13 protein-coding genes and 1 pseudogene are annotated in these 19,560 nt (G+C 61.0%); 7 read left to right on the top strand and 7 right to left on the bottom strand.

The features are described from left to right. The first annotated feature begins 72 nt into the window (after positions 1-72). From PQR53_RS09845 to PQR53_RS09830, 4 genes are all read left to right on the top strand, one after another. Positions 73-1,038, top strand: coding sequence for a DUF1254 domain-containing protein (locus tag PQR53_RS09845; RefSeq protein WP_408406224.1), 966 nt, complete (start codon positions 73-75; stop codon positions 1,036-1,038). 92 nt (positions 1,039-1,130) lie between these two features. After that, positions 1,131-2,549, top strand: a complete 1,419-nt coding sequence (locus PQR53_RS09840; protein ID WP_408406226.1) for a DUF1254 domain-containing protein — start codon at positions 1,131-1,133, stop codon at positions 2,547-2,549. A 307-nt stretch (positions 2,550-2,856) separates the two neighbouring features. After that, positions 2,857-3,972, top strand: coding sequence for a porin (locus PQR53_RS09835; RefSeq protein WP_408226279.1), 1,116 nt, complete (start codon positions 2,857-2,859; stop codon positions 3,970-3,972). A 120-nt stretch (positions 3,973-4,092) separates the two neighbouring features. Further along, a complete protein-coding gene (locus PQR53_RS09830; protein WP_408452702.1) occupies positions 4,093-4,452 on the top strand; it encodes a BON domain-containing protein in 360 nt (119 codons plus the stop codon). A 264-nt stretch (positions 4,453-4,716) separates the two neighbouring features. On the opposite strand, the gene PQR53_RS09825 is transcribed toward PQR53_RS09830, so the two are convergent. Together PQR53_RS09825 and PQR53_RS09820 are read right to left on the bottom strand one after the other, a co-directional pair. Then, positions 4,717-5,499, bottom strand: coding sequence for an SDR family NAD(P)-dependent oxidoreductase (locus PQR53_RS09825; RefSeq protein WP_408226273.1), 783 nt, complete (start codon positions 5,497-5,499; stop codon positions 4,717-4,719). 136 nt (positions 5,500-5,635) lie between these two features. Continuing rightward, positions 5,636-7,321: an AMP-binding protein gene (locus PQR53_RS09820; protein WP_408226270.1), complete on the bottom strand. Its 1,686-nt coding sequence runs from the start codon at positions 7,319-7,321 to the stop codon at positions 5,636-5,638. 397 nt (positions 7,322-7,718) lie between these two features. Between PQR53_RS09820 and PQR53_RS09815 the strand changes: the two genes are divergently transcribed. The 3 genes from PQR53_RS09815 to PQR53_RS09805 all read left to right on the top strand — a co-directional run bounded on the left by PQR53_RS09815 (position 7,719) and on the right by PQR53_RS09805 (position 12,849). Then, positions 7,719-10,190 (top strand): EAL domain-containing protein, encoded by a 2,472-nt coding sequence (locus PQR53_RS09815; RefSeq protein ID WP_408226267.1) that lies wholly within the window; start codon positions 7,719-7,721, stop codon positions 10,188-10,190. Positions 10,191-10,470: 280 nt separating this feature from the next. Then, entirely contained in the window at positions 10,471-11,130 is a 660-nt protein-coding gene (locus PQR53_RS09810) for a sensor histidine kinase (RefSeq protein ID WP_408452700.1), read from the top strand. A 969-nt stretch (positions 11,131-12,099) separates the two neighbouring features. Continuing rightward, the gene (locus PQR53_RS09805) at positions 12,100-12,849 is read left to right on the top strand and encodes a CBS domain-containing protein (RefSeq protein WP_408452698.1); all 750 of its coding nucleotides are present in this window, start codon (positions 12,100-12,102) and stop codon (positions 12,847-12,849) included. A gap of 43 nt (positions 12,850-12,892) precedes the next feature. Here PQR53_RS09805 and PQR53_RS09800 read toward each other — a convergent pair whose 3' ends face one another. From PQR53_RS09800 to PQR53_RS09780, 5 genes and pseudogenes are all read right to left on the bottom strand, one after another. Continuing rightward, positions 12,893-13,738, bottom strand: a complete 846-nt coding sequence (locus tag PQR53_RS09800) for a PDR/VanB family oxidoreductase (protein WP_408452697.1) — start codon at positions 13,736-13,738, stop codon at positions 12,893-12,895. A 253-nt stretch (positions 13,739-13,991) separates the two neighbouring features. Next, positions 13,992-15,436: pseudogene (locus PQR53_RS09795) on the bottom strand (aminotransferase-like domain-containing protein). Between the two features lie 311 nt (positions 15,437-15,747). Further along, positions 15,748-17,244 carry an amidase gene (locus PQR53_RS09790; RefSeq protein ID WP_408452695.1) on the bottom strand — a complete coding sequence of 499 codons (1,497 nt, stop codon included), beginning with the start codon at positions 17,242-17,244 and terminating at the stop codon, positions 15,748-15,750. A gap of 141 nt (positions 17,245-17,385) precedes the next feature. Beyond that, complete coding sequence (locus PQR53_RS09785) at positions 17,386-18,054, bottom strand: GntR family transcriptional regulator (protein ID WP_408452693.1); 669 nt, start codon at positions 18,052-18,054, stop codon at positions 17,386-17,388. Positions 18,055-18,130: 76 nt separating this feature from the next. After that, positions 18,131-19,459, bottom strand: coding sequence for an amidase (locus PQR53_RS09780; RefSeq protein ID WP_408452691.1), 1,329 nt, complete (start codon positions 19,457-19,459; stop codon positions 18,131-18,133). Between the last annotated feature and the right edge of the window lie 101 nt (positions 19,460-19,560).

Here is a 19,560-nt window from a genome sequence, read left to right as displayed (position 1 = left end):
CCACTGCGACTCGCTCTACCCCGTTCTTTTTACGCCACCGGCTTGCCCCGCAGCAAAAGGAAAACATTCATCATGACGTCCCAGCATTTTCTTGCGCCCGTTACCGCCGACAACTTCGTGCGTGCGGAGTCACATTTCTATTTTGCAACGGCCGTCCGACAGGGCAGTTTCGGCCGGTTCTTTCATCGCCGCGCGCTGGCACCGGTCGAACAGCAAACCATCGTACGCGTCAATCGCGACACGCTTTATTCAACGGCGGTATTCGATCTCGATGCCGGCCCCGTGACAGTCAAGTTGCCCGATGCGGGCGACTGTTTCAGGTCGATGGTCGCAATCAATGAAGACCAGTACGTCGGCACTGTCGTGTACGACGCTGGGGACCATACGTTCTCGAGGGAACAGATCGGCACGCGCTATGTGCTGATTGGCGTGCGCACACTGATCGACCCAACAGACGCCGATCAGGTTCGCCGCGTGCATGCGTTGCAGGACGCGATCGAGGTCGAGCAAAAGGAAGCAGGCCACTTCGACGTGCCGCAATGGGATCCGGTGAGTCAGAAGAAGGTTCGCCTCGCCCTGCAGACATTAGGCGACACACTGCCCGACTCGAGAGGTATGTTCGGCACGCACGACGAGGTCTCGCCGGTGCGGCATCTGATCGGCGCGGCCAGCGCATGGGGCGGCAATCCCGAGCGACATGCGATGTACCTGATGGTCAACCCGGCGCGCAACGATGGCGCCACCTGCTACCGGCTTTCGGTGCGGGACGTGCCGGTCGATAGCTTCTGGTCGATCAGCGTCTATAACGCTGCAGGCTACTTCGAGCCGAATCCGCATGCCGCCTACACGCTCAATAACCTCACGGCGCAAAGAGAGAAAGATGGCTCGATCTGCGTGCAGTTCGGTGGCTACGATGGAAAGACGCCCAATTGCCTGCCGATCACGCCGGACTGGAACTACATGGTGCGGCTTTACCGGCCACGCCCAGCAATCCTGGACGGCAGCTGGAGCTTCCCCGACGCGCAGCCGGTGAACTGATTGAAGCATTGATCGTCGCGCCCTGTACCCGCGTACGCGCTACCGCTAACCAATCCGGCCCGGCCACGCCCTCCTAACGAGGTAAAGACACAATGATTAAACCGCATTCGAATACAGGATCCATCGCCCTTGCGGCTGACGAAAGCAGCGCACCGCCGCTGCCATCGGAGTCGCATGTCCGATCGTTGACGCCGGCGACAGCGCGCGCCATCGCAAAAGAGGCCTACATTTATGGCTTCCCGCTCGTGGACTCGTATCGAATCCAGTATTCGTACTTCGTGGACCGTGACCATCCGGAATACAAAGGGGCGTGGAATCGCGTTCACCACATCGCGCGCGTCTACACGCCGGATGACCAGGCGATCCAGACGCCGAACTCGGACACGCCGTATTCGCACCTTGGCGCGGACTTGCGCACCGAGCCATTGGTGCTCACGGTCCCGGAGGTGGAAAGCGCCCGCTATTACGCGCTCCAGTTCATTGATCTGTACACGTTCAATTTCGCCTATGCCGGCAGCCGGACCTCGGGCAACGGCGCCGCCAGTTTTCTGCTGGCCGGTCCGCACTGGACGGGCGAGAAGCCGGAAGGCATCCATTCCGTGATCCGCGCCGAAACGGATTTCGCTTTCGTGTTCTATCGGACACAGTTGTTCAATCCAGCCGACATCGAAAACGTAAAAACCGTGCAGGCCGGCTATCGGGTACAGACGCTGTCGCAGTATCTCGGCAAGCCGGCTCCGACCGCGCTGCCGGACGTGCGCTTCGTCAAGCCTCTCACGAGGGAACAGGAACGAACGTCGCTCGATTTTTTCAACGTCATGAACTTCGTGCTGGGGCTTTGCCCACCGCATGCATCCGAAGAAGCGCTGCTGGCACGGTTCGCCGAACTGGGCATCGGTGCGGCGCAGCCCTTCGACGCACAAGCGCTCGCCCCGGAAGTTCGCCGCGCGATGGAGGACGGCATCGCGGATGCCTGGCGCGACTACGATGCGCTGGAGAAGCAGATGGCCACCGGCGAACGTACGAGCGGCGACGTATTCGGAAACCGGACCTACCTGCAGAACCATTACCTCTATCGCATGCTGGCAGCGGTGGATGGCATCTATGGAAATTCGAAAGAGGAAGCCATTTATCCCGGCTATCTCATCGACTCCGACGGCCAACGACTGAACGGCGCCCAGCAGCGCTACGCGCTGCGCTTCGCGCCCGGCCAGTTGCCACCGGTTAACGCATTCTGGTCGCTTACGTTGTATGAGGCTCCATCGAGATTCCTGTTCCCCAACCGGCTCAATCGCTATTTGATCAATTCGCCCATGTTGCCGGCGTTGAAGCGCGATCCCGACGGCGGCGTGACGCTCTACGTCCAGCATGCATCGCCTGGCGAAGACAAGGAATCTAACTGGCTACCTGCACCGGCCGGCCCTTTCATCATGGCATTGCGCCTATTCTGGCCGAAGCCCGCAGCACTCGATTGCAGCTGGAAGGCCCCGGCGTTGCACAAGGTTCACTGAGCCGTCCGAACGTCGATCGCGGCGGCGACCGTGCTGCGCGTGTTGACGCCTATGACCTCGCCGGCAGCGCCGACGGCCGTGAGCGTATGAGCGGCGCTGCCGGGGTCACAAGCCGCACCAAGATTTCAAGCAAAAAATATGTAGTGCTACGTTAAATGCGATGTTCGCGATTTAACAGGAATCACTTTCGTCTGGACGTATTGGGGGGCTGGATCGCCGAACGGCGTGTGTGCAGCCAGCCGGCATCTGCTTGAGTTTGCTTCACCCCGTGTCGGTCAGACACGGCAAACACAAAGAGGAGACATGCATGCGTTTTATCAGTCAGGGTATTTGTGGTGCCACATTGATCCTAGCTGCAGGCAGTGCTGCAGCGCAATCAAGTGTGACGCTCTACGGAGTGGCCGATACGTTTGTACAGTATCAGAACAATGGCGGCGCGCATTCGTTTGCCGAAAAAAGCGGTGGCAGCACGGGTTCCCGGTTCGGTCTCAATGGCAAAGAAGATCTGGGGAACGGTCTGCGCGCAATTTTCGACGTGGAGAGCGGTTTCAATATCGCTAACGGGGGATTCTTCGTTGACAGCACGGCGCTATTCTATCGTCAGGCTTGGGTCGGGCTGTCGGACGAGAAATATGGATCGCTGACCTTTGGTCGCCAATATGCGCCGACCTTTTGGGCCGTTTTCCCGACCGACCCATACCGTGGCGACGAAACCCTCTCGCCGCTCGCAGCCGCTGCGGCGACCGCCGATAGAAAAACGCTGGCCACACAGACCGCATCCGCTCGAACCAGTAATTCAATCGTCTACCAGTCGCCTGTGGTAGGCGGACTGAAGCTTTATGCGATGTATGGCCTGACTGCGACGGTGACCCAGCCGGTGCCGGAGACAGTGGGCAATACACTCGATCTTGCAGCGACGTATTCGGGTTACGGTTTCTACGCAGGTCTGGCCTATCAGAATCAGCATCCGGGGACGGAAACTATCCCTGGGCTGCCGTCTGCGTTGAATCTGTTGGGAACGGAGCATTTCACCGGTGCACTCGCCTATCGGATCGGTATCGTGAACTTCCAGTTCAACTATGCGTATAACCGCTCGAAGGACGCGCCGGCGAAGTCGTTGGCGGCCACGCTTGGCGCGGCGCATTCGTTCAGCGTCGCTGAATTGGGCGCGACGATTCAGGCGACACCCGCCGATACCATCGAGATCGCTGGCATCGAGCGCAACGTGCGCGGCGTGCACGACAATACGCCTGGCATCCAGATCGGCATCGACCACAACCTGTCCAAGCGCACAGAGATTTACATGCGCGCGGGATACATGAAGAACCACGGAAGCGCGACCATGAGCTGGCCGGGCACGACGGTGACCGGGATCGACACGTCGCAGACCATCGTGGCAATAGGGATGGCGCATCGCTTCTAACAGACGTTGGCGCTATTTGCGACGCCACCAGGCGGTGCCGTTGATAGCGCCCGACCCGTGCGAAAACGGGGGTGAGCGAGTGTGCTCGGAATTTCAGGAATTTGACAACAGGAGAATTAAATGAAGACAACTCAGGCAATCAGGCGCGTCGCTGGCGTGCTCGTTGTTATGGCGTCGCTAAACGCTTATGCGCAAAGCAACGGTGAGACCGCCGCACCGGCGGTTTATGCCGCGTCGGCTACGAACGCGAAGGCGGCCAATCGCGCGTTGCAAAAGAACGTGCTGCGTGCGTTGAGCAAGACCAAGGGACTTAACGTAACCGCCATCACGGTTCGGGCCAAAAACGGCACCGTGATGCTGGAAGGCACCGTGCCGGAACAGACGCAAATCGAGCTGGCGACGCACGCCGCCCAGGATGTGGCTGGCGTCAGTTCGGTGAGGAACGAATTGACTCTCGCGGGCCCGGCAGGAAGCCAGTAATACATCGACGGATTCGACGACTCTGCTGAAGCCTTCGTCAGCAACTGAGCGAGAAGTCTTCGCCATTAGGGGCGGGCAGCCGGTTAGCCGCCTTGTCCGCGCCTGGCGACCGGCTGCACGTAGATCGTCAACGAGCCGTCAGCGCCGTTTTTCAGCGTCCCGCTCCTGGTGCCGGGAGAATCGCCGTTATATCCCTGTCGTCCCCAACGCTGCATGGCTCGATATGCGAATGCACATCGTTTGGTCAACCCATACAACGCGGCATCAGCGCGGCGTCATACGGATCGCGCCATCGAGACGCACGCTCTCGCCATTGAAATAGACGTTGGTCACGATGCTCTCGACCATCGCGGCGAATTCCTCGGGCCGGCCGAACCGCTTGGGAAATGGCACCGATTGCATGAGTGCATGCTGTACGTGGTCAGGCGCACTGCGCATCAGCGGCGTTTCGAAAATCCCTGGCATGATCGTGTTGATGCGAATGCCGTCGTTCATGAGATCACGCGCGATAGGCAACGTCATCCCCACGATACCGGCCTTGGACGCACTGTACGCTGCCTGACCGATCTGTCCGTCCTCAGCCGCCACCGACGCCGTATTGACGATCAGCCCCCGCTCGCCATCGGCGAGCGGGACTAATTCAAGCATGCCCGCGGCAGATTTCGCGATGCAGCGAAACGTGCCGATCAGGTTGATCTGAATCGTGCGCTCGAACCTGTCGAGCGGATAGTGCTTCGCTTCGCCGGTTGTCTTGTCGCGGCTTGCGGTTTTGATTGCATCGCCCGTACCCGCGCAGTTGACCAGAAGACGTTCCTGGCCATGAGCGGCGCGTGCCTTTGCAAACCCTGCATCGACTTGCGCGCCATCGGTCACATCGACTCGGCAGAACACACCGCCGATCTCGCGCGCGAGCGCATTGCCGCGCTCCGCGTCGACGTCGAAAATCGCGACACGCACGCCACGCAACGCGAGACGCTGCGCGGTGGCCGCGCCGAGGCCCGATGCGCCTCCGGTGACTACCGCTGAAACCGTTGAGTCGAGCATCATGACGAATCACGCTCCCTGTCGATGATCACCTTGCTTGAGCGCCGACACGACCGCACGGCACACCGCCGAAGTGGCACGCTGCGCCCTGCGGCTTCGGCGCACCCCGCATCCGATGCACGAGGCCCTGATGCGCTGGCTAGCTCGCCTCGACCACGATGGTCTGACCGAGCTTGGACCACTTCTGCGCCTTCGCCAGATAGCGATCCTCGATAATGCTACGCCTGATCTTGAGGGTCGGCGTCAGGAAACCATTGTCGATCGACCAACTGTCTGCGACGACCACCATATAGCCCAGCTTCTCGTGGTCTTCGAGCATGGCGTTCACGCTATCGAGCAGGCTCTGAAGTTCCGCCGTCAGCGGTTCGCGCGCGTGACGGTCCTGCATTTGCCGCTTCGCATCGGGCGCAAGCATCGCGAGGACGAAGGGCTGCGGATGTCCAGGGCCCGTCACGCACACCGCTTCAACCTTCGGGTGGCTAAGCAAGTTTTCGATCGGCACCGGCGCGACGTATTTTCCCTTGCTGGTCTTGAAGAGCTCCTTGACCCGCCCGGTAATCTTCAGGCGGCCGATCTCGTCCATCTCGCCGCGATCGCCCGTCATGAAAAAGCCGTCCGCGGTCGTGGTTTGCGCCGTCAGTTCCGGATCCTTGAAGTAACCGAGCATCTGAGTGGGTGTTTGGAGCAGGATCTCGCCGTTGTCCGCGATGCGGCATGTCACGCCAGGGAGCGCCTGACCGCTATAGCCGAGCCGAACCTGCCCTGGCCGGCTGTAGTGCGAGTACGAAAAATTCTCCGTCATGCCGTATACATCGAGCAGTTCGAGGCCCAGCTTGCGATACCAGTTCACGATTTCTACTGGCAGCGGCGCGGAGCCGGTGAAGGCAATCCTGACGGCATCGAGTCCCAGCAGCGCAAGGATCTTCTTCTTGATGGCGCCCGAGACGATGGGCAGCGAGAACAGCAGTTTCTGCTTCCATGCCGGGAGCTTCGCGCACGCGCCGATGTAAAACTTGGTCCACAGGCGCGGCATCGAGATGAACAGTGTGGGCCGCGCACGCTGCAAATCCCGCCCAAACGTCTCAAGACTGTCGGAGAAGTAGACGCGGCATCCGTGGCAAAGCGAGTTCGACTCCACGAAGCACCGTTCGGCGCCGTGCGCCAATGGCAGGTAGGACAACAAACGGTCGCCCGTCCCAAACCCGCAAAAGCGGCCGGATTCCAACGCATACGTGATCATGTTGCGAAAGCTGTGCATGACGCCTTTGGGCTTTCCAGTGCTACCTGACGTGTACATGATGGTCGCTAGCTCGTCGGGCTGAGGCAAGCTCACGTCCTGCAACGGTTTCACATTGGCCATGATCTCGTCCCAGTGCGGTACGCCCCCGATCTGGGCCATCGGCAAAGCGACGATCGGCAACTGTGCCGACGCGCCCGAGCGAATCTCATCCCAGCGTTGCGGCGCACCATCGATCCTGCCGGCAAACAGCAGGCGGGTATTGCAGTGCTCGAAGATATAGCGCGCGGAGTCGGCGCTGATGGTGGGATATAACGGCACGGACACATGCCCCGCCAGCCAGATCGCAAGATCGGCCATGATCCAGTGCGCGCTGTTTTTCCCGAGAATCGCGATGTGGCTCTTCGCAGGCAACGCAAGCGAGCGCAGATATGCAGCCATGCGCCTCGCCTGGTCGCCGACTTCCTTCCAGCTATAGTCCACCACCGTTCCATCAGGATGCGGCTGAGTAAAGTAGACAGCGTCTGGCTGAGACTGCTCCCATTGCAGGAAGCGGTGAACCAGACTAATAGAATTCATCTCTTTCATGCTTGTCCCCAAGATTCTTCTGATTTGCTTCATCCGGATGCGAGCCTTGCGAGCAGCAACGTAGGCGAGCGATGGCTGCGGCAGGCGCACGTCATACGTTCCCGATTGACGTGGTATTCACGCCGTTCGAACGAGTCGGCACCAGGCCATCATAGGCAACGTCCTGTCGGGCCGCCCCTTCCTTTTCTAGGGGCGCGGCGCAATGGCAGGCTCTGCAGCGCTGAACATCGAGGTCAGCTCGCAAGAGCGGCCCGATTTGCGCGACAACCACTGCGTGATGGTCAAGTGCCCCCCCGTTTTGGGAGGGCGGAAAGCGCGACGCCTGCGCTATTCTTTTCGGCAAGAAAAAACGCGCGGACAGACCCGCTAAGTTCGCCGAACCGGCCCGGAGACTGAGATGCGGAGTGAGCGCCAATCTTCGGCCCTAAGCAAACAGGCCTTGCGCGTGGTCGGGCCTTTCATCCCGATTGTGTTCGCGTTGATGCTGGCCAGCAGCCTGAGCATCGATCTGCTCTCGTCCGTTCGCGCCTATGTGGGTGGAGAAAGCCTGTGGAGTAAGGGGCAAAAGGACGCGGTGCTCCATTTGATCCGCTATGGCGAGACCCACAATGAAGATGAGTTCCTCGCCTATCAGCGTGCCATCGCCGTACCCCTTGGCGATCGCGTTGCCAGAATCGAACTGCTGCGCGCGCAACCCGACCTGGACAAGGCCGCCGCCGGCCTGATCGCCGGCGGCAACCATCCGGACGATATTCCAGGCATGATCCGCCTCGTTCTGGATTTTCGCCGCCTGCCGCCGCTCGAACATGCCATCACGGTCTGGACCCAGGCGGACGCCGAGGTGAAGTTACTCAGCGACCTCGCGGAGCAATTGCATGCCGCGACGCGCGGCGGCGACCACGGCGCGGCGAACATTGCGCACTTGATGCTTCAGATTCGGGAATCCAATGCCCGCCTCACGCGGCTCGAAGAGGCTTTTTCCTATTCGCTCGGCGAAGTCTCGCGTCTGGTGCGTGACCTGCTGATACCGGGCATTGACGTCGCCTCAATCCTGTTATTGGCCGCGGGGATATTTCTCGCCGTGCGCGGCATGCGCCTGGAACTGAATCTCAGACAGGCACTGTCGCACAGCGAGGAACGGCTCACGCTCGCTATCAGCGGCAGTAACGATGGGCTGTGGGATTGGGACGTGCGCAGCAATGCATTCTATTTTTCGGCGCGCTGCGCACAGATGCTGGGCTATCACGAGTGTGAGTTGCCCCAATCGTTCGCCACCCTGCTCGCGCTCATCCACCCGGACGATTTCGCTTCCCTCGAGTTGAAGCTCCACGGGCATCTGCAGGACAGCCTGCCCTTCGATGCCGAGTTTCGCCTGCGCACCAGGACCAACACCTACTTATGGGTTCGCTCGCGTGGACGCATGGTGCGCGACACCGTCGGTCTCGCGCAACGCATGGCGGGCTCGCTGACCGATATTACCGAGCAAAAGTGTGCAGAGGCGCTGCTGCGCGCAGAGCAGGCGCGCGAGCGGGAGCATGCCGCTCGCCTCGCGCACGATGCGACCCACGACGCGCTGACCGGCCTCATCAATCGCATCGAGTTCGAACGGCGTCTGGCCGACGCCATGCAACGCGGGCAGTCTGAAAACTGCACACATGTCCTGATGTACCTCGATCTCGACCAGTTCAAGGTGGTCAACGATACATGCGGGCATGCAGTGGGCGACGAACTGATTCAGCAACTGGTGTCCGTCATGACAGCGGAGTTGCGCAAGTCCGACATGCTTGCGCGCCTCGGCGGCGACGAATTCGGCGTGTTGCTGGAGGACTGCACCACCGAAGATGGCGAATGCGTAGCGGATTCGCTGCGCGAGGCGATTGCACGCTTTCGCTTCGTGCACCGCACGCGCAGCTTCGCGCTGGGCGCGAGTATCGGCATGATCCGCCTCGACGCGGACGTGTCGCACGTGGCCGAGGCGTTGAGCGCGGCCGATGCCGCCTGTTATCTGGCCAAGCAGCGGGGACGCAACCGCGTGCAGGTGTATCAGCCGCACGACGACGCCGTACGTGTCCTCCACGACGAAATGGAGTGGGTCAGCCGTACGCACGCGGCACTGGCAGACGGACGTTTCGCGCTGCATGCCCAGCAGGTAGTGCCCTTGCAGGCCGACAGCGGAACAGGCCGGCATATCGAGTTGCTGCTGCGCATGGTGGACGAACAGGGCCAGCTGGTGCCACCGATGGCCTTCATCCCTGCGTGCGAGCGCTACAACCTGATGCCCACTCTGGACCGCTGGGTGATCGATGCGGGCTTTGCCGAGCTTGGGCGCTTGCGCCGCGCGAATCAAGCGGATATCGCAGTCTGCGGACTCAATCTTTCTGCCGCTTCGCTGTCCGACGATCAGTTGTCCGAGCATATCCGCGAGCGCGCGGCGCATCACGGCATCCCGCTCGATATCGTCTGCTTCGAGATTACCGAGACCGCGGCAATCAGCAACCTGACCCAGGCGACTTCATTCATCCGCCAACTGCAGGCGATGGGCTGCCGCTTCGCGCTGGATGATTTCGGCGCGGGCATGTCGTCATTTGCCTATCTCAAGCACTTGCCGGCTGAGTACATCAAGATCGACGGCGGCTTCGTGCGCGAGATGTTCGATGATCCGATCAATATGGTTGTGATCGAGGCGATCCAGCGCATCGCCCAGGCCATGGGCATGAAGACCGTTGCCGAATGGGTGGATAGCGATGAGGCGTTGACGCACCTGCGTGAGTTGGGTGTGGACTACGCGCAGGGTTATGGCGTGGCGAGGCCGGTCCATTTTGCAGGCCGGCGCGAAGCCGGCCTGCAAAATGTCGGCAGCGCAGCATGAAACAGGGGCCGTGTGCGTCCCCTGCCGTCCTCCCCGCATTTTTGCGTATACAGATACGTATATTGCGCACACAAATAGAAATTTATTCTTTAATAATCAATCTACTACATGTCATATTCGAGTCCTCTCCTGGCACCAACGGTTGTTCCGGCGTAAGCCGGTGTAGTTCGAGAAACCCCGTAAGATCGACGTCTTACGGGGTTTTTTGCTCTCTACAGATCCCTTGCGTTCCACTGACATCGACGATTTCCGCGTAAACACGGAATCGAGATGTCAGGCCATGCCCAAACGCGTCGAACCGAACTCCGAAACCCTCGCTGCCGTTGGAGCTAGCGCCGCAGCAGGCCTACGCTGGCTGACCCGCGAAGTCCCGGACGTAGGCGAGGTGCACGCCTGCGTGAGTCACATTGCCAAAGAAGCCAATCGTGCGAGCGAAGTGATCCGGAGTGTTCGCGATCTTGCCAGGAGCGCAGATCCGAAGGTGATGCCACTCGACATCAACAAGGTCATCGACGAAGCGGTCGCTCTCGTAAAGCAGGAGGCGCTCAGCCATCGAGTGACGGTGCAACTGCAGCTCGCGCCGAAATTGCCCCCGGCGCGTGGCGACCGGATCCAGCTTCAGCAGGTGATCACCAATCTCGCAATCAACGGTATTCAGGCCATGGCGCCAATCACCGATCGTGCGCGTGTGCTAACCATCCGAACCGAACAGCGCGAATCCGACCAGGTGCTCGTGACCGTACACGACGTCGGTATCGGCACGGAGCCCGAAGGTCTGGACCGGCTTTTCAGCGCGTTTTATACAACCAAGCCAGAGGGTATGGGTATGGGACTTTCCATCTGTCGTTCGATCATCGAGGCTCACGGCGGGCGGATGTGGGCGTCCCGCAATATCGGCTCGGGAATGACATTTCAATTTACGGTGTCCGTGAATCGCTAGCGTTGCCGTGTTCAAGGCGGCTTGTCTCCTCAGGGCGGCCGATCACAAATTGATTGCAACGGACCGCTCCTGGCGCGAACACGGCGTACCTCGGGATGCCCCGGACGTTCATGGCGACGCTCGAACCGGGCTATTGATGGTTCGGCCGCCGGCCTGCAATGTGCGTTCTGGCTAGCTTTGACACGTCGCAGATCGATGGGTTGCTCCGTTCGCCACAGCAAACGGGTGATGGTCCCACTCTGTTCTTGCCGCGCTTGCCGGACATACGACCAGATAGCCCCGCAACTGCGATCTGATGCTTCGGGTCGAAGTCGCTCGCCGCCACCGTACAGACGTACCCCTTCAGTCGTGAGAACGTAAGGCTACCAACTGTGCGCACCGGTGATTTTCGGTTCGTTCTCGCGCGGCAAGCATTTGCGACAGTCGGGGACCGGCGCAACATAGCACGCCCTTCTAATGACAGAACGTCAGATGCCGCGAGACTTTTGCCATTTGGTCGCGACCGACGCGTCGCGCGGCCGATGAAGGGGGGCGAACTTAGGGAGAGTGTCATGAACAACATCATCTGGCTTGTAGGAGCCGTGGTTATCGTTCTGTTCGTACTCGGCTATTTCGGATTCAGGTAGGGCCTTCGTCACAGGTGGCAAACGTGGCCGGCACGGTTCTGTCTCGCGTGGACCAGACCAGGCGAAAACGCGCCACGACTTACCGCCGGGACGAAGAAGCGTCTCGGCCGCGAAAGTGCGCGCCAGTCGCAACTCAGTAAACGACGCTGATTCGGGCCGGCCTATGCATCTCTGTACGCTATCGGACCGCATCTGCGTCCGCTGTGGCGTAGCCTGAACGATGGGCTACCCTGGAGTTTGGTGTCTCCGGGTGAACAGAATCGCATTCGTGAGGCCTGAGATCTAGCGCTAACCGCGTTGCGCGGGCGTACCCTCTCAGGGCACACGTACCAGGAGCAACGTTATGTTAGTCAAAGAAATGATGAAAGAGCCGGTCCGCGTTCAGGCGGGGGAAACGCTCGACACTGCAGCCCGCAAGCTGAAGAGGGATAACATTGGCGCGTTGCCGGTGTGCCAGGACACGCGTGTGATCGGAATGCTGACAGACCGCGATATTGCGATGCGTGGTGTCGCGGACGCCCGAGACGTCAGTCAGATGACTGTGCGCGAAGCGATGTCCGCCGAGGTGCTTTTCTGCTTCGAGGATGATCGGATCGAACAGGCCGCTACCATCATGAACCAGAATCATGTACATCGTCTGGCGGTCCTCGACCGTGGGAATCGGCAACTGGTAGGCGTCATTTCCCTGTCTGATGTGGGCGGTAGTCCTTCCCAGCGACGTCCGTATGAAGTCATTTTTCATAAGACATTCACTGACCACCGCGGTCATCCGCATCACAGCGAGCTGATGCGCATTTCGGTCGCCCAGGGCACCAAGGCAGAGGCGATCTCCACGGCGATCGGTCAGTTCGAACAGATGAACAAGGTCACGGTGTGGCACCAGCTGGCGGACGGATATGACGTGACGAGCGTCCGTCTCGATGAGGCGGGTGCAACGGTTGAAGAACGCGAGCCGACTTCAGAGAGAGAAGCCCGGATACTGCGCCGCGCCCGTGAGGTGTGGGAGCGGGCGGGCACGCCGGAGGGCCGGGATGTGCAGTTCTGGGAACAGGCTGCCGGAGAGATCGACCGCGAGGACCAGCCTCGGGAATAACGCGTCTCAAGACCGCGTTGCCTAGGGCAACGCAATTACTTAGCTAAATATCCAGCACGAGCACGTCGGACAATGCGCGCGAAACGCAAATCATGAGCGACTTCCGTGCTCGGCGATCAATCTCCGAAAGCACATAGTCACGATGATCCGCCTCGCCGTCGCACAGACCCGTCTCACAACTGCCGCACAATCCCTCACGACACGCAAAAGGCATGCTCACCCCACCCTGCTCCAGCGTCTCGAGAATGGTTCTGTCTGGAGTCACGGTCAACCGGCGGCCGGTCGAGCGCAGCACAACCTCAAAAGCCTGATTCGCCAACGCGACGTCGCCGATGGTTTCGTTGGCGGGCGAAAACCATTCGAAATGCACGCTCCCCGTCGGCCGCTTTTCACATGCGGTCTGGACGGCGTGCATCAATGGCTGCGGGCCACAGCAATAGACATGCTCTCCTTCGCACATGCCACCCAACTCTTGCCTGAGATCAGGGTAAGCCCCGCTCGCCTCGTCGTCGAAATGAAAGCGCACCCGCGGCACGTAGGCACGCAACGTTTCATAGAACGAAGCACGCAGGCGACTCCGGGCGTAGTAGAGCAACGTCCAGTCCTTCTGATTTGACTCGCACCACCGGATCATCGACAGGATTGGCGTTATGCCGATGCCCGCCGCGACAAACCTGTAACGCTGCGCGTCACGAACCAACGGAAAGTTGTTCCGGGGCGTCTTCACACCGACTCTTGATCCGACGCGCACCCGTTCATGCATCGCCACCGACCCGCCCCGGCTGTTGTCCACCCGGCCGACTGCAATTACATACCGATGAGTTTCAGCGGAACTGTTGCATAGCGAATAGTGGCGCACGTGATCCTGGGAACCGTCGGCGGCTGGCACGATAACCTCAAGGTGCGCCCCTGGCTCGAATGCCGGCAGCGGGGCGCCGCCCGGATCGTGTGGTAGATGGTTCGTCGCAGTCGGGCCGTGCGACTGACGCTGCGGTGTCCGCGTATTCGCCCCGGATCTGGACCATTCACCAAGCCAGGCAAACGGACGTGCAGGTCCTGCTTGCTACGGGCGCCGCGTGGCGTCGGTCCTGAAGAATGAAACATGGCCGCTCTCGCAAGAAACCAAATACCTTCGTCGCCCTCTATGATCTTTGCACCATGCTCCCGTAAGCCAACTGGCCTAGCGTCTGGACCACCCGCTCCATGCGCGGGGTCCATGGATAGCTATAATTCAGGCGAATACAATTCCGGTACTTCCTGGAAATGGAGAAAAGACGCCCCGGGGCGACTGTGATGCCGTGTTCGAGGGCTGTACGATAAAGAGCAGTTGAATCCACCTCGCCCGGTAGTTCGACCCAAAGAACGTACCCGCCCATAGGTGTCGAGACCCGTGTCCCGACCGGGAAAAAGCGCTCGACCGCATAGGCCATGATTTTTGCCTGTTGCTGGTACAGTCGCCTGACCCTCCGCAGATGGTGGTCGTAGCCATCGTTGCGCAGATACTCGGTGATTGCCATATGGGAAACCGACGAGGTGGGATGCATGCAGATGAATTTCAGCCTCTCGACCTCGGAACGATATCGTCCAGCTATAGTCCAGCCTACTCGGACGGCCGAACTCAGGGTCTTGGAGAATGACGAGCAGTGCAGTACCAGTCCTTTGGTGTCGTATGTTTTCAAAGCGGTCGGATGAACATCACCAAAGTACAATTCGTTATACACATCGTTTTCGATGACCGGTAAATCCCGGCTCGAAATCAGGTCGACCAACGCGCGCTTTCTGGCGTTGCTCATCTGAAATCCTAATGGATTCTGAAAGTTCGACATCACCAGGCACGCCCGTACGTTATGGGCGTCGATTGCCCGTTCGAGTTCCACCAGGTTGATGCCAGTCGTCGGGTCGGTCGGTATTTCGACCGCACGCATGCCCATGCGCTCAATTGCGTGCAACATCACATAATGCGCCGGAGACTCGATTGCGATAGCGTCGCCTGGTTTCGCAACAGATTGCAAACAGAGGTTTAGCGCTTCCGTCGCGCCGACCGTAACAACGATCTCAGCGGGATCGACTGCCATTCCATGTTCCATGTACCGCTTGGCGATCTCGCGGATCAGTAAGAGATTGCCTGGCGGTAAGTCGTCTGCGATATCCCACTCGGCTTGTCGCCGGCTTATAGCATGAGCATAGTGGTTAATCTTCTGCCGTGGGAATTGCGACTGATCCGGATATGGCGACCCGAGTGGCGCCGCATCTCTCGACTGAATCGAGCGTAAGATCGAAAGGACGAGTCGACTTCCATCTGCATCACTCGAAACCGATGCCTCGCGGGCTTCGGGGATATTTTCGACTACGCTACCCGAACGCGAACGCACGAAGTAGCCCGATTGCGGTCGACTCTCAATCACCCCCTACTCTCGAGTAACAGGTACGCTTTCAAGACGGTCGTGACGCTGACTCCGTGATGTTGGCTCGCTTGCCTGACGGAAGGGATGCGCTCCCCTTCCAGGTACACGCTTTTGAGGATCAACCCATGCAAGTTCGCGGCTAGCTGCTCGTAAAGCGGGGCCGAGCCCGCTTTGCGTTCCATTGACGCCCGTCTTTCAGACCAATCAGTCGACGCTCTTTGTGGTTGTGGTGACAGGAGTAAGGTCGACGACTGCATTTCGCCTTCTCCACACAAGATTGAACTTATGATGGAGCTTGATGCCAGCCGGTTGCCCACTTATTGCAAATTGCCCGGACTCGATTACATTCGTAACTGTGCGCGAAGTGCGAAATCTGGTTTGGCGAGAACCGGGGCATCGCTCGACACCCTCGGCGCAACACCTGTTGGATGCTCATTTAGAGGCGCCCGCCAGCGTAAACATCAAAAAACGCGCGCGCACCAGCCCGGCATACCTAGTCGCCCGTCAACGTCGTCGCGGGCGGATCGGTCACGATCGACTTGAGTTCGCTTACCGTAGACGAGAGCGCGCGAAGATCGGGGAGCGGACGGTTCAGTACCGCGTCATTGCGCAGCGCGGTTTCAAGCGACTCGGCCATGTCAAGCAGCCGCGCGTCGCCGCGAAACGGACCGACCAGTTGCAGGCCGAACGGCATGCCCGCATGATCGGTACCACAAGGTAGCGACAGGGCCGGGTTCGTTAGCAGCGTGACGACGTAGGTGAGCGCGACCCAGCGGTAATAATTGTCGAGCGGGTGGCCGTTGACCTCGGCGAGATGCCACTGGGACCAGGGAAACGGTGAGATCGACGAGGTGGGCGAGACTATCAGGTCGTAGTCGTCGAACTTCGTCTGGAAACGGCGGAAAATCCTGGTCTGCTCCGCATGCGCCCACACTGCGTCGCGAAGCGACATCGCCTGCGCCATTTCGTAATTGGCGCGCGTGTTCGGGCCGAGCAGAGATGGGTCGCGCTCGTAGGTCTCCCTGAAACTGGCGAGAAAGTTCTGCGCGCGGATCACGTCGAAAGTGCGGTCGGCCTCGCCCATGTCGAGATCCACCGGCTCGCATGAGTTGACGTAGGCTGCGAGCGCCACCATCTTCGCGCGGAAGGTCGCGCGCGTCGCATTGTCGACAGCGCACACGCCGAAGTCCTCCGTATAGCCGATACGCAGCTTGCTGACGTCGAGCGGTGCGCCATGCCCGAATGCCGACCCGGCGATCGGATACCCGAGCGGATCGTTGTAATGTAAGCCGGCCTGGGCGGCCAGCAGCAGCCGGGTGTCCGCGACGTTGCGCGCCATCGGACCACTCACGTCGATCGGCGTCCAGCCGAGCACCTTGCGGTCGATCGGCACGAGGCCCGGCGAGGGCCGAAATCCGACCACGCCGCAAAGCGCCGCGGGAATCCGCAGCGAGCCGCCCGTATCCGTTCCAGTGCAGAGCGGCAGCATATTGGTGGCGAGCGCAACGGCCGAGCCGCCTGAAGAGCCGCCCGCGTTCAACAACGGATTGAACGGATTGCCGGTAGCGCCCCAGACCCCATTGCGCGTGTTTGCCCCCGCGCCCATCTCGGGTGTGTTGGTCTTGGCGGTCACGATAGCGCCCGCGGCGCGCAGGTGAGCCACGAAGGCGTTGTCGCGTGCCGGCACGTTGGCGCGAAAAAGCGGCGAACCGTAGGTGGTCAAAAGGCCTGCCGTTTCCTCCAGATCCTTGACACCGAGCGGCAACCCATGCAGCGGGCCGAGTGGCTCGCCGCGTGCAACGGCCGACTCCGCGCGCCGCGCTTCGTCGCGCGCGCGCTCGAAGCAGGTCGCCGCCACGGCGTTGACGGCCGGGTTGATCGCCTCGATCTGAGCGATACAGGCGTCGAGCAGTTCGACCGGGGAAAGCTCGCGGCGTCCGATGAGTTCACGGGCCGTCACCGCCGGCATGGAAAGCAGCGAATTGTCCATATGTTGTGTGTTCCTGGAATAAGCGTTGGCCTGGCTGAGCGTCCCGTTCACAGCACCAGGAATGCCTACGCGCTGCCGCCAACCGGTTGGCTCACCTGCGCCCTCATACGAGAGGACGACAGGCGCGCCGCCTGGGTCGCTCTAGCCGTGGGCGACCTCGGTCGGCACCCCCTGGGCGACACAGGCGACGATCGCGTTGCGCGTGTTTTCGAGGTGTATCCGGCTCTGCTCGCGCACGAACAGCGCATCGCCGGCCCGGAAGGCGTCCAGCAGTTGCGCGTGCTCGCGATTGTTACTCTCCATGAGGTCTTGCTTGACGTGCATCGCCAGCGACACATAGGGACGCGCGACACCCGAGAGGCTTTCGACGATCTCGAACAGGCGTGTTTTCTCCTGACTCCGGATCAGGTGCCGGTGGAATTCCACGTTGAGCAATGCCCATTTTTCGGACGACGGAGTCGCGCTCATGGTTGCGTGGCACACAGTGGCCGCCGCGAGATCGGCGGATGCGAGCTGCCGGCAAGCCCGCTCCGCGAGCATGGGCTCGAGCAGCATGCGCAGTTCGTAAATCTCGCTCACGTCTTCCGCAGTGAGGCCGCGTATGACGACGCCCCGGTTCGGGTCGATCGACACCAGCCCCTCGGCACGCAGATCGCGAAACGCCTCGCGCACAGGCGTCGTGCTGACGTCCAGGCGCCTGGCCACCTCTTCCTGCCTGAGACGCGTATTCGGCGGATACACGCCCTTCAGGATCTCCGCCCTCAATGTTCCGAGGACGTATTCCTGGATGGTTCTATAGGGCCTGCTCAACGTATCCTCCTTGTGCCGCGTCGCCGTGTTAGTAGATGCCCCGCACTATAACCGACACTGGCGCGCTCGCGGCCCGTCAGGCGGATGCCACTTCGGGATAACCAGCCGATACAGACGAGGCTGGCCATTGCGCCTGCAGCTGGCTTTCGACCCAGGCCGCGATCTGCAGCGTGCGCAGATCCGCGCCGAACTCGCCGACCACCTGGAACGCAAGCGGCAAGCCATTTGCGGTGCGGCCCGACGGCACAGTCACCGCTGGGCTGCCTGTCAAGCTCCATGGTGCGCAGAAGATCCCGTCGCCTGTGTCCGAGAGTCCCGCGGGTGCCTCACCGGGCGCCGACAGGGTCACGAGCGCGTCGCATCCGGCGAGCAGCGGCTTCGATTCGCGACGCAACCGAGCCTGCAGCGCAATCGCAGCCTCGTACTCAGTGGCAGGCGTTGCCGCGCCCGCCGCGATCAGCCTATGCATGTGCTCACTGACGAGTTCAGGATGTTTGGCGGCGGTGGGGCCGATCGCGCGCTGCGCCTCGACGCACGCAATGATCTGCACCGCGTCGACCATCGCCTGCATATCCGCGCCGTACTCAAGCTCGACGAGTGTGGCGCCGGCGGCGCGCAGACGCTCGAGCGAGGCCTCGAAGTTCTCCTTCTGTGCCGGCTGCACCCGGTCCCAGAAGGGCGTGCGTAACACGCCCAACTGGGCTGGAGGACTCGCCGGGAACCATGCAGCCCATGCATCGAGGCTCGCCAACACGTCCGGCCGGTGCTCCACGAAGAGTGCATGCGCAAGCGCCGCTCCCTCCACCGTCTGCGCGAAAAAGCCGACATGATCGAGCGAGCCGGACAGCGGATGCACGCCGTCGCGGGATACCTTGCCGAAACTGGGCTTGTAGCCGACGACTCCGCAATAGGCGGCCGGCCGGATGACCGAGCCGACGGTCTGCGTACCGAGTGCAAGCGGCACTATGCCGGCGGCCACGGCAGCCGCTGAGCCGCTCGACGAGCCGCCCGGCGTGTGCAGTCGGTTCCACGGATTGACCGTGGGCCCTGGTTCACGCCAGGCGAACTCGGTCGTCACCGTCTTCCCGAAGATCACGCCGCCCGCCCGTCGGATGGACTCGACGATATGCGCGTCCGCCGACGGCTGGTGTCCGCGATAGACCGGCGACCCGTAGGCGGTCGGCATGTCGCGTGTATCGATCAGATCCTTGATACCGACCGGCAGGCCGGCGAGCGGTCCGTTGACCGCGGCATCCACGTCATAGGTGTCGGCTCGCGAGGTGAACGCGCGCAGCCAGGGCTCGAGTTCGTCAGCACGCGCCTTTGCGGCCGAGAGCCGCGCGCGGGCAATTTCGGCGTCACCGCGGCCGGCAACGAGGGTATTCAGCAACGATTGTTTTTGCATTCTGGTGATAGCTTTACTGTTGATTGCGCGAATTGCGCGAGGAATCCGGATCGATTCGAGCGGGTGCCGGCTTTGCGCGAGCGCCCTCTCCCGTCCCCGTG

Origin of the sequence: Paraburkholderia fungorum, assembly GCF_046027605.1 — a bacterium.
GTDB lineage: Bacteria > Pseudomonadota > Gammaproteobacteria > Burkholderiales > Burkholderiaceae > Paraburkholderia > Paraburkholderia fungorum_F.
Note: the sequence above shows the minus strand (reverse complement) of the source record. Positions and strands in the feature narration are given on the sequence as shown.

Excerpts from the sequence above, each read along its gene's own strand:
- PQR53_RS09825 (WP_408226273.1), bottom strand. The coding sequence starts at position 5,499 with ATGATGCTCGACTCAACGGTTTCAGCGGTAGTCACCGGAGGCGCATCG.
- PQR53_RS09820 (WP_408226270.1), bottom strand. The coding sequence starts at position 7,321 with ATGAAAGAGATGAATTCTATTAGTCTGGTTCACCGCTTCCTGCAATGG.
- PQR53_RS09830 (WP_408452702.1), top strand. The coding sequence starts at position 4,093 with ATGAAGACAACTCAGGCAATCAGGCGCGTCGCTGGCGTGCTCGTTGTT.
- PQR53_RS09790 (WP_408452695.1), bottom strand. The coding sequence starts at position 17,244 with ATGGACAATTCGCTGCTTTCCATGCCGGCGGTGACGGCCCGTGAACTC.
- PQR53_RS09835 (WP_408226279.1), top strand. The coding sequence starts at position 2,857 with ATGCGTTTTATCAGTCAGGGTATTTGTGGTGCCACATTGATCCTAGCT.
- PQR53_RS09780 (WP_408452691.1), bottom strand. The coding sequence starts at position 19,459 with ATGCAAAAACAATCGTTGCTGAATACCCTCGTTGCCGGCCGCGGTGAC.
- PQR53_RS09815 (WP_408226267.1), top strand. The coding sequence starts at position 7,719 with ATGCGGAGTGAGCGCCAATCTTCGGCCCTAAGCAAACAGGCCTTGCGC.
- PQR53_RS09845 (WP_408406224.1), top strand. The coding sequence starts at position 73 with ATGACGTCCCAGCATTTTCTTGCGCCCGTTACCGCCGACAACTTCGTG.
- PQR53_RS09805 (WP_408452698.1), top strand. The coding sequence starts at position 12,100 with ATGTTAGTCAAAGAAATGATGAAAGAGCCGGTCCGCGTTCAGGCGGGG.
- PQR53_RS09810 (WP_408452700.1), top strand. The coding sequence starts at position 10,471 with ATGCCCAAACGCGTCGAACCGAACTCCGAAACCCTCGCTGCCGTTGGA.
- PQR53_RS09840 (WP_408406226.1), top strand. The coding sequence starts at position 1,131 with ATGATTAAACCGCATTCGAATACAGGATCCATCGCCCTTGCGGCTGAC.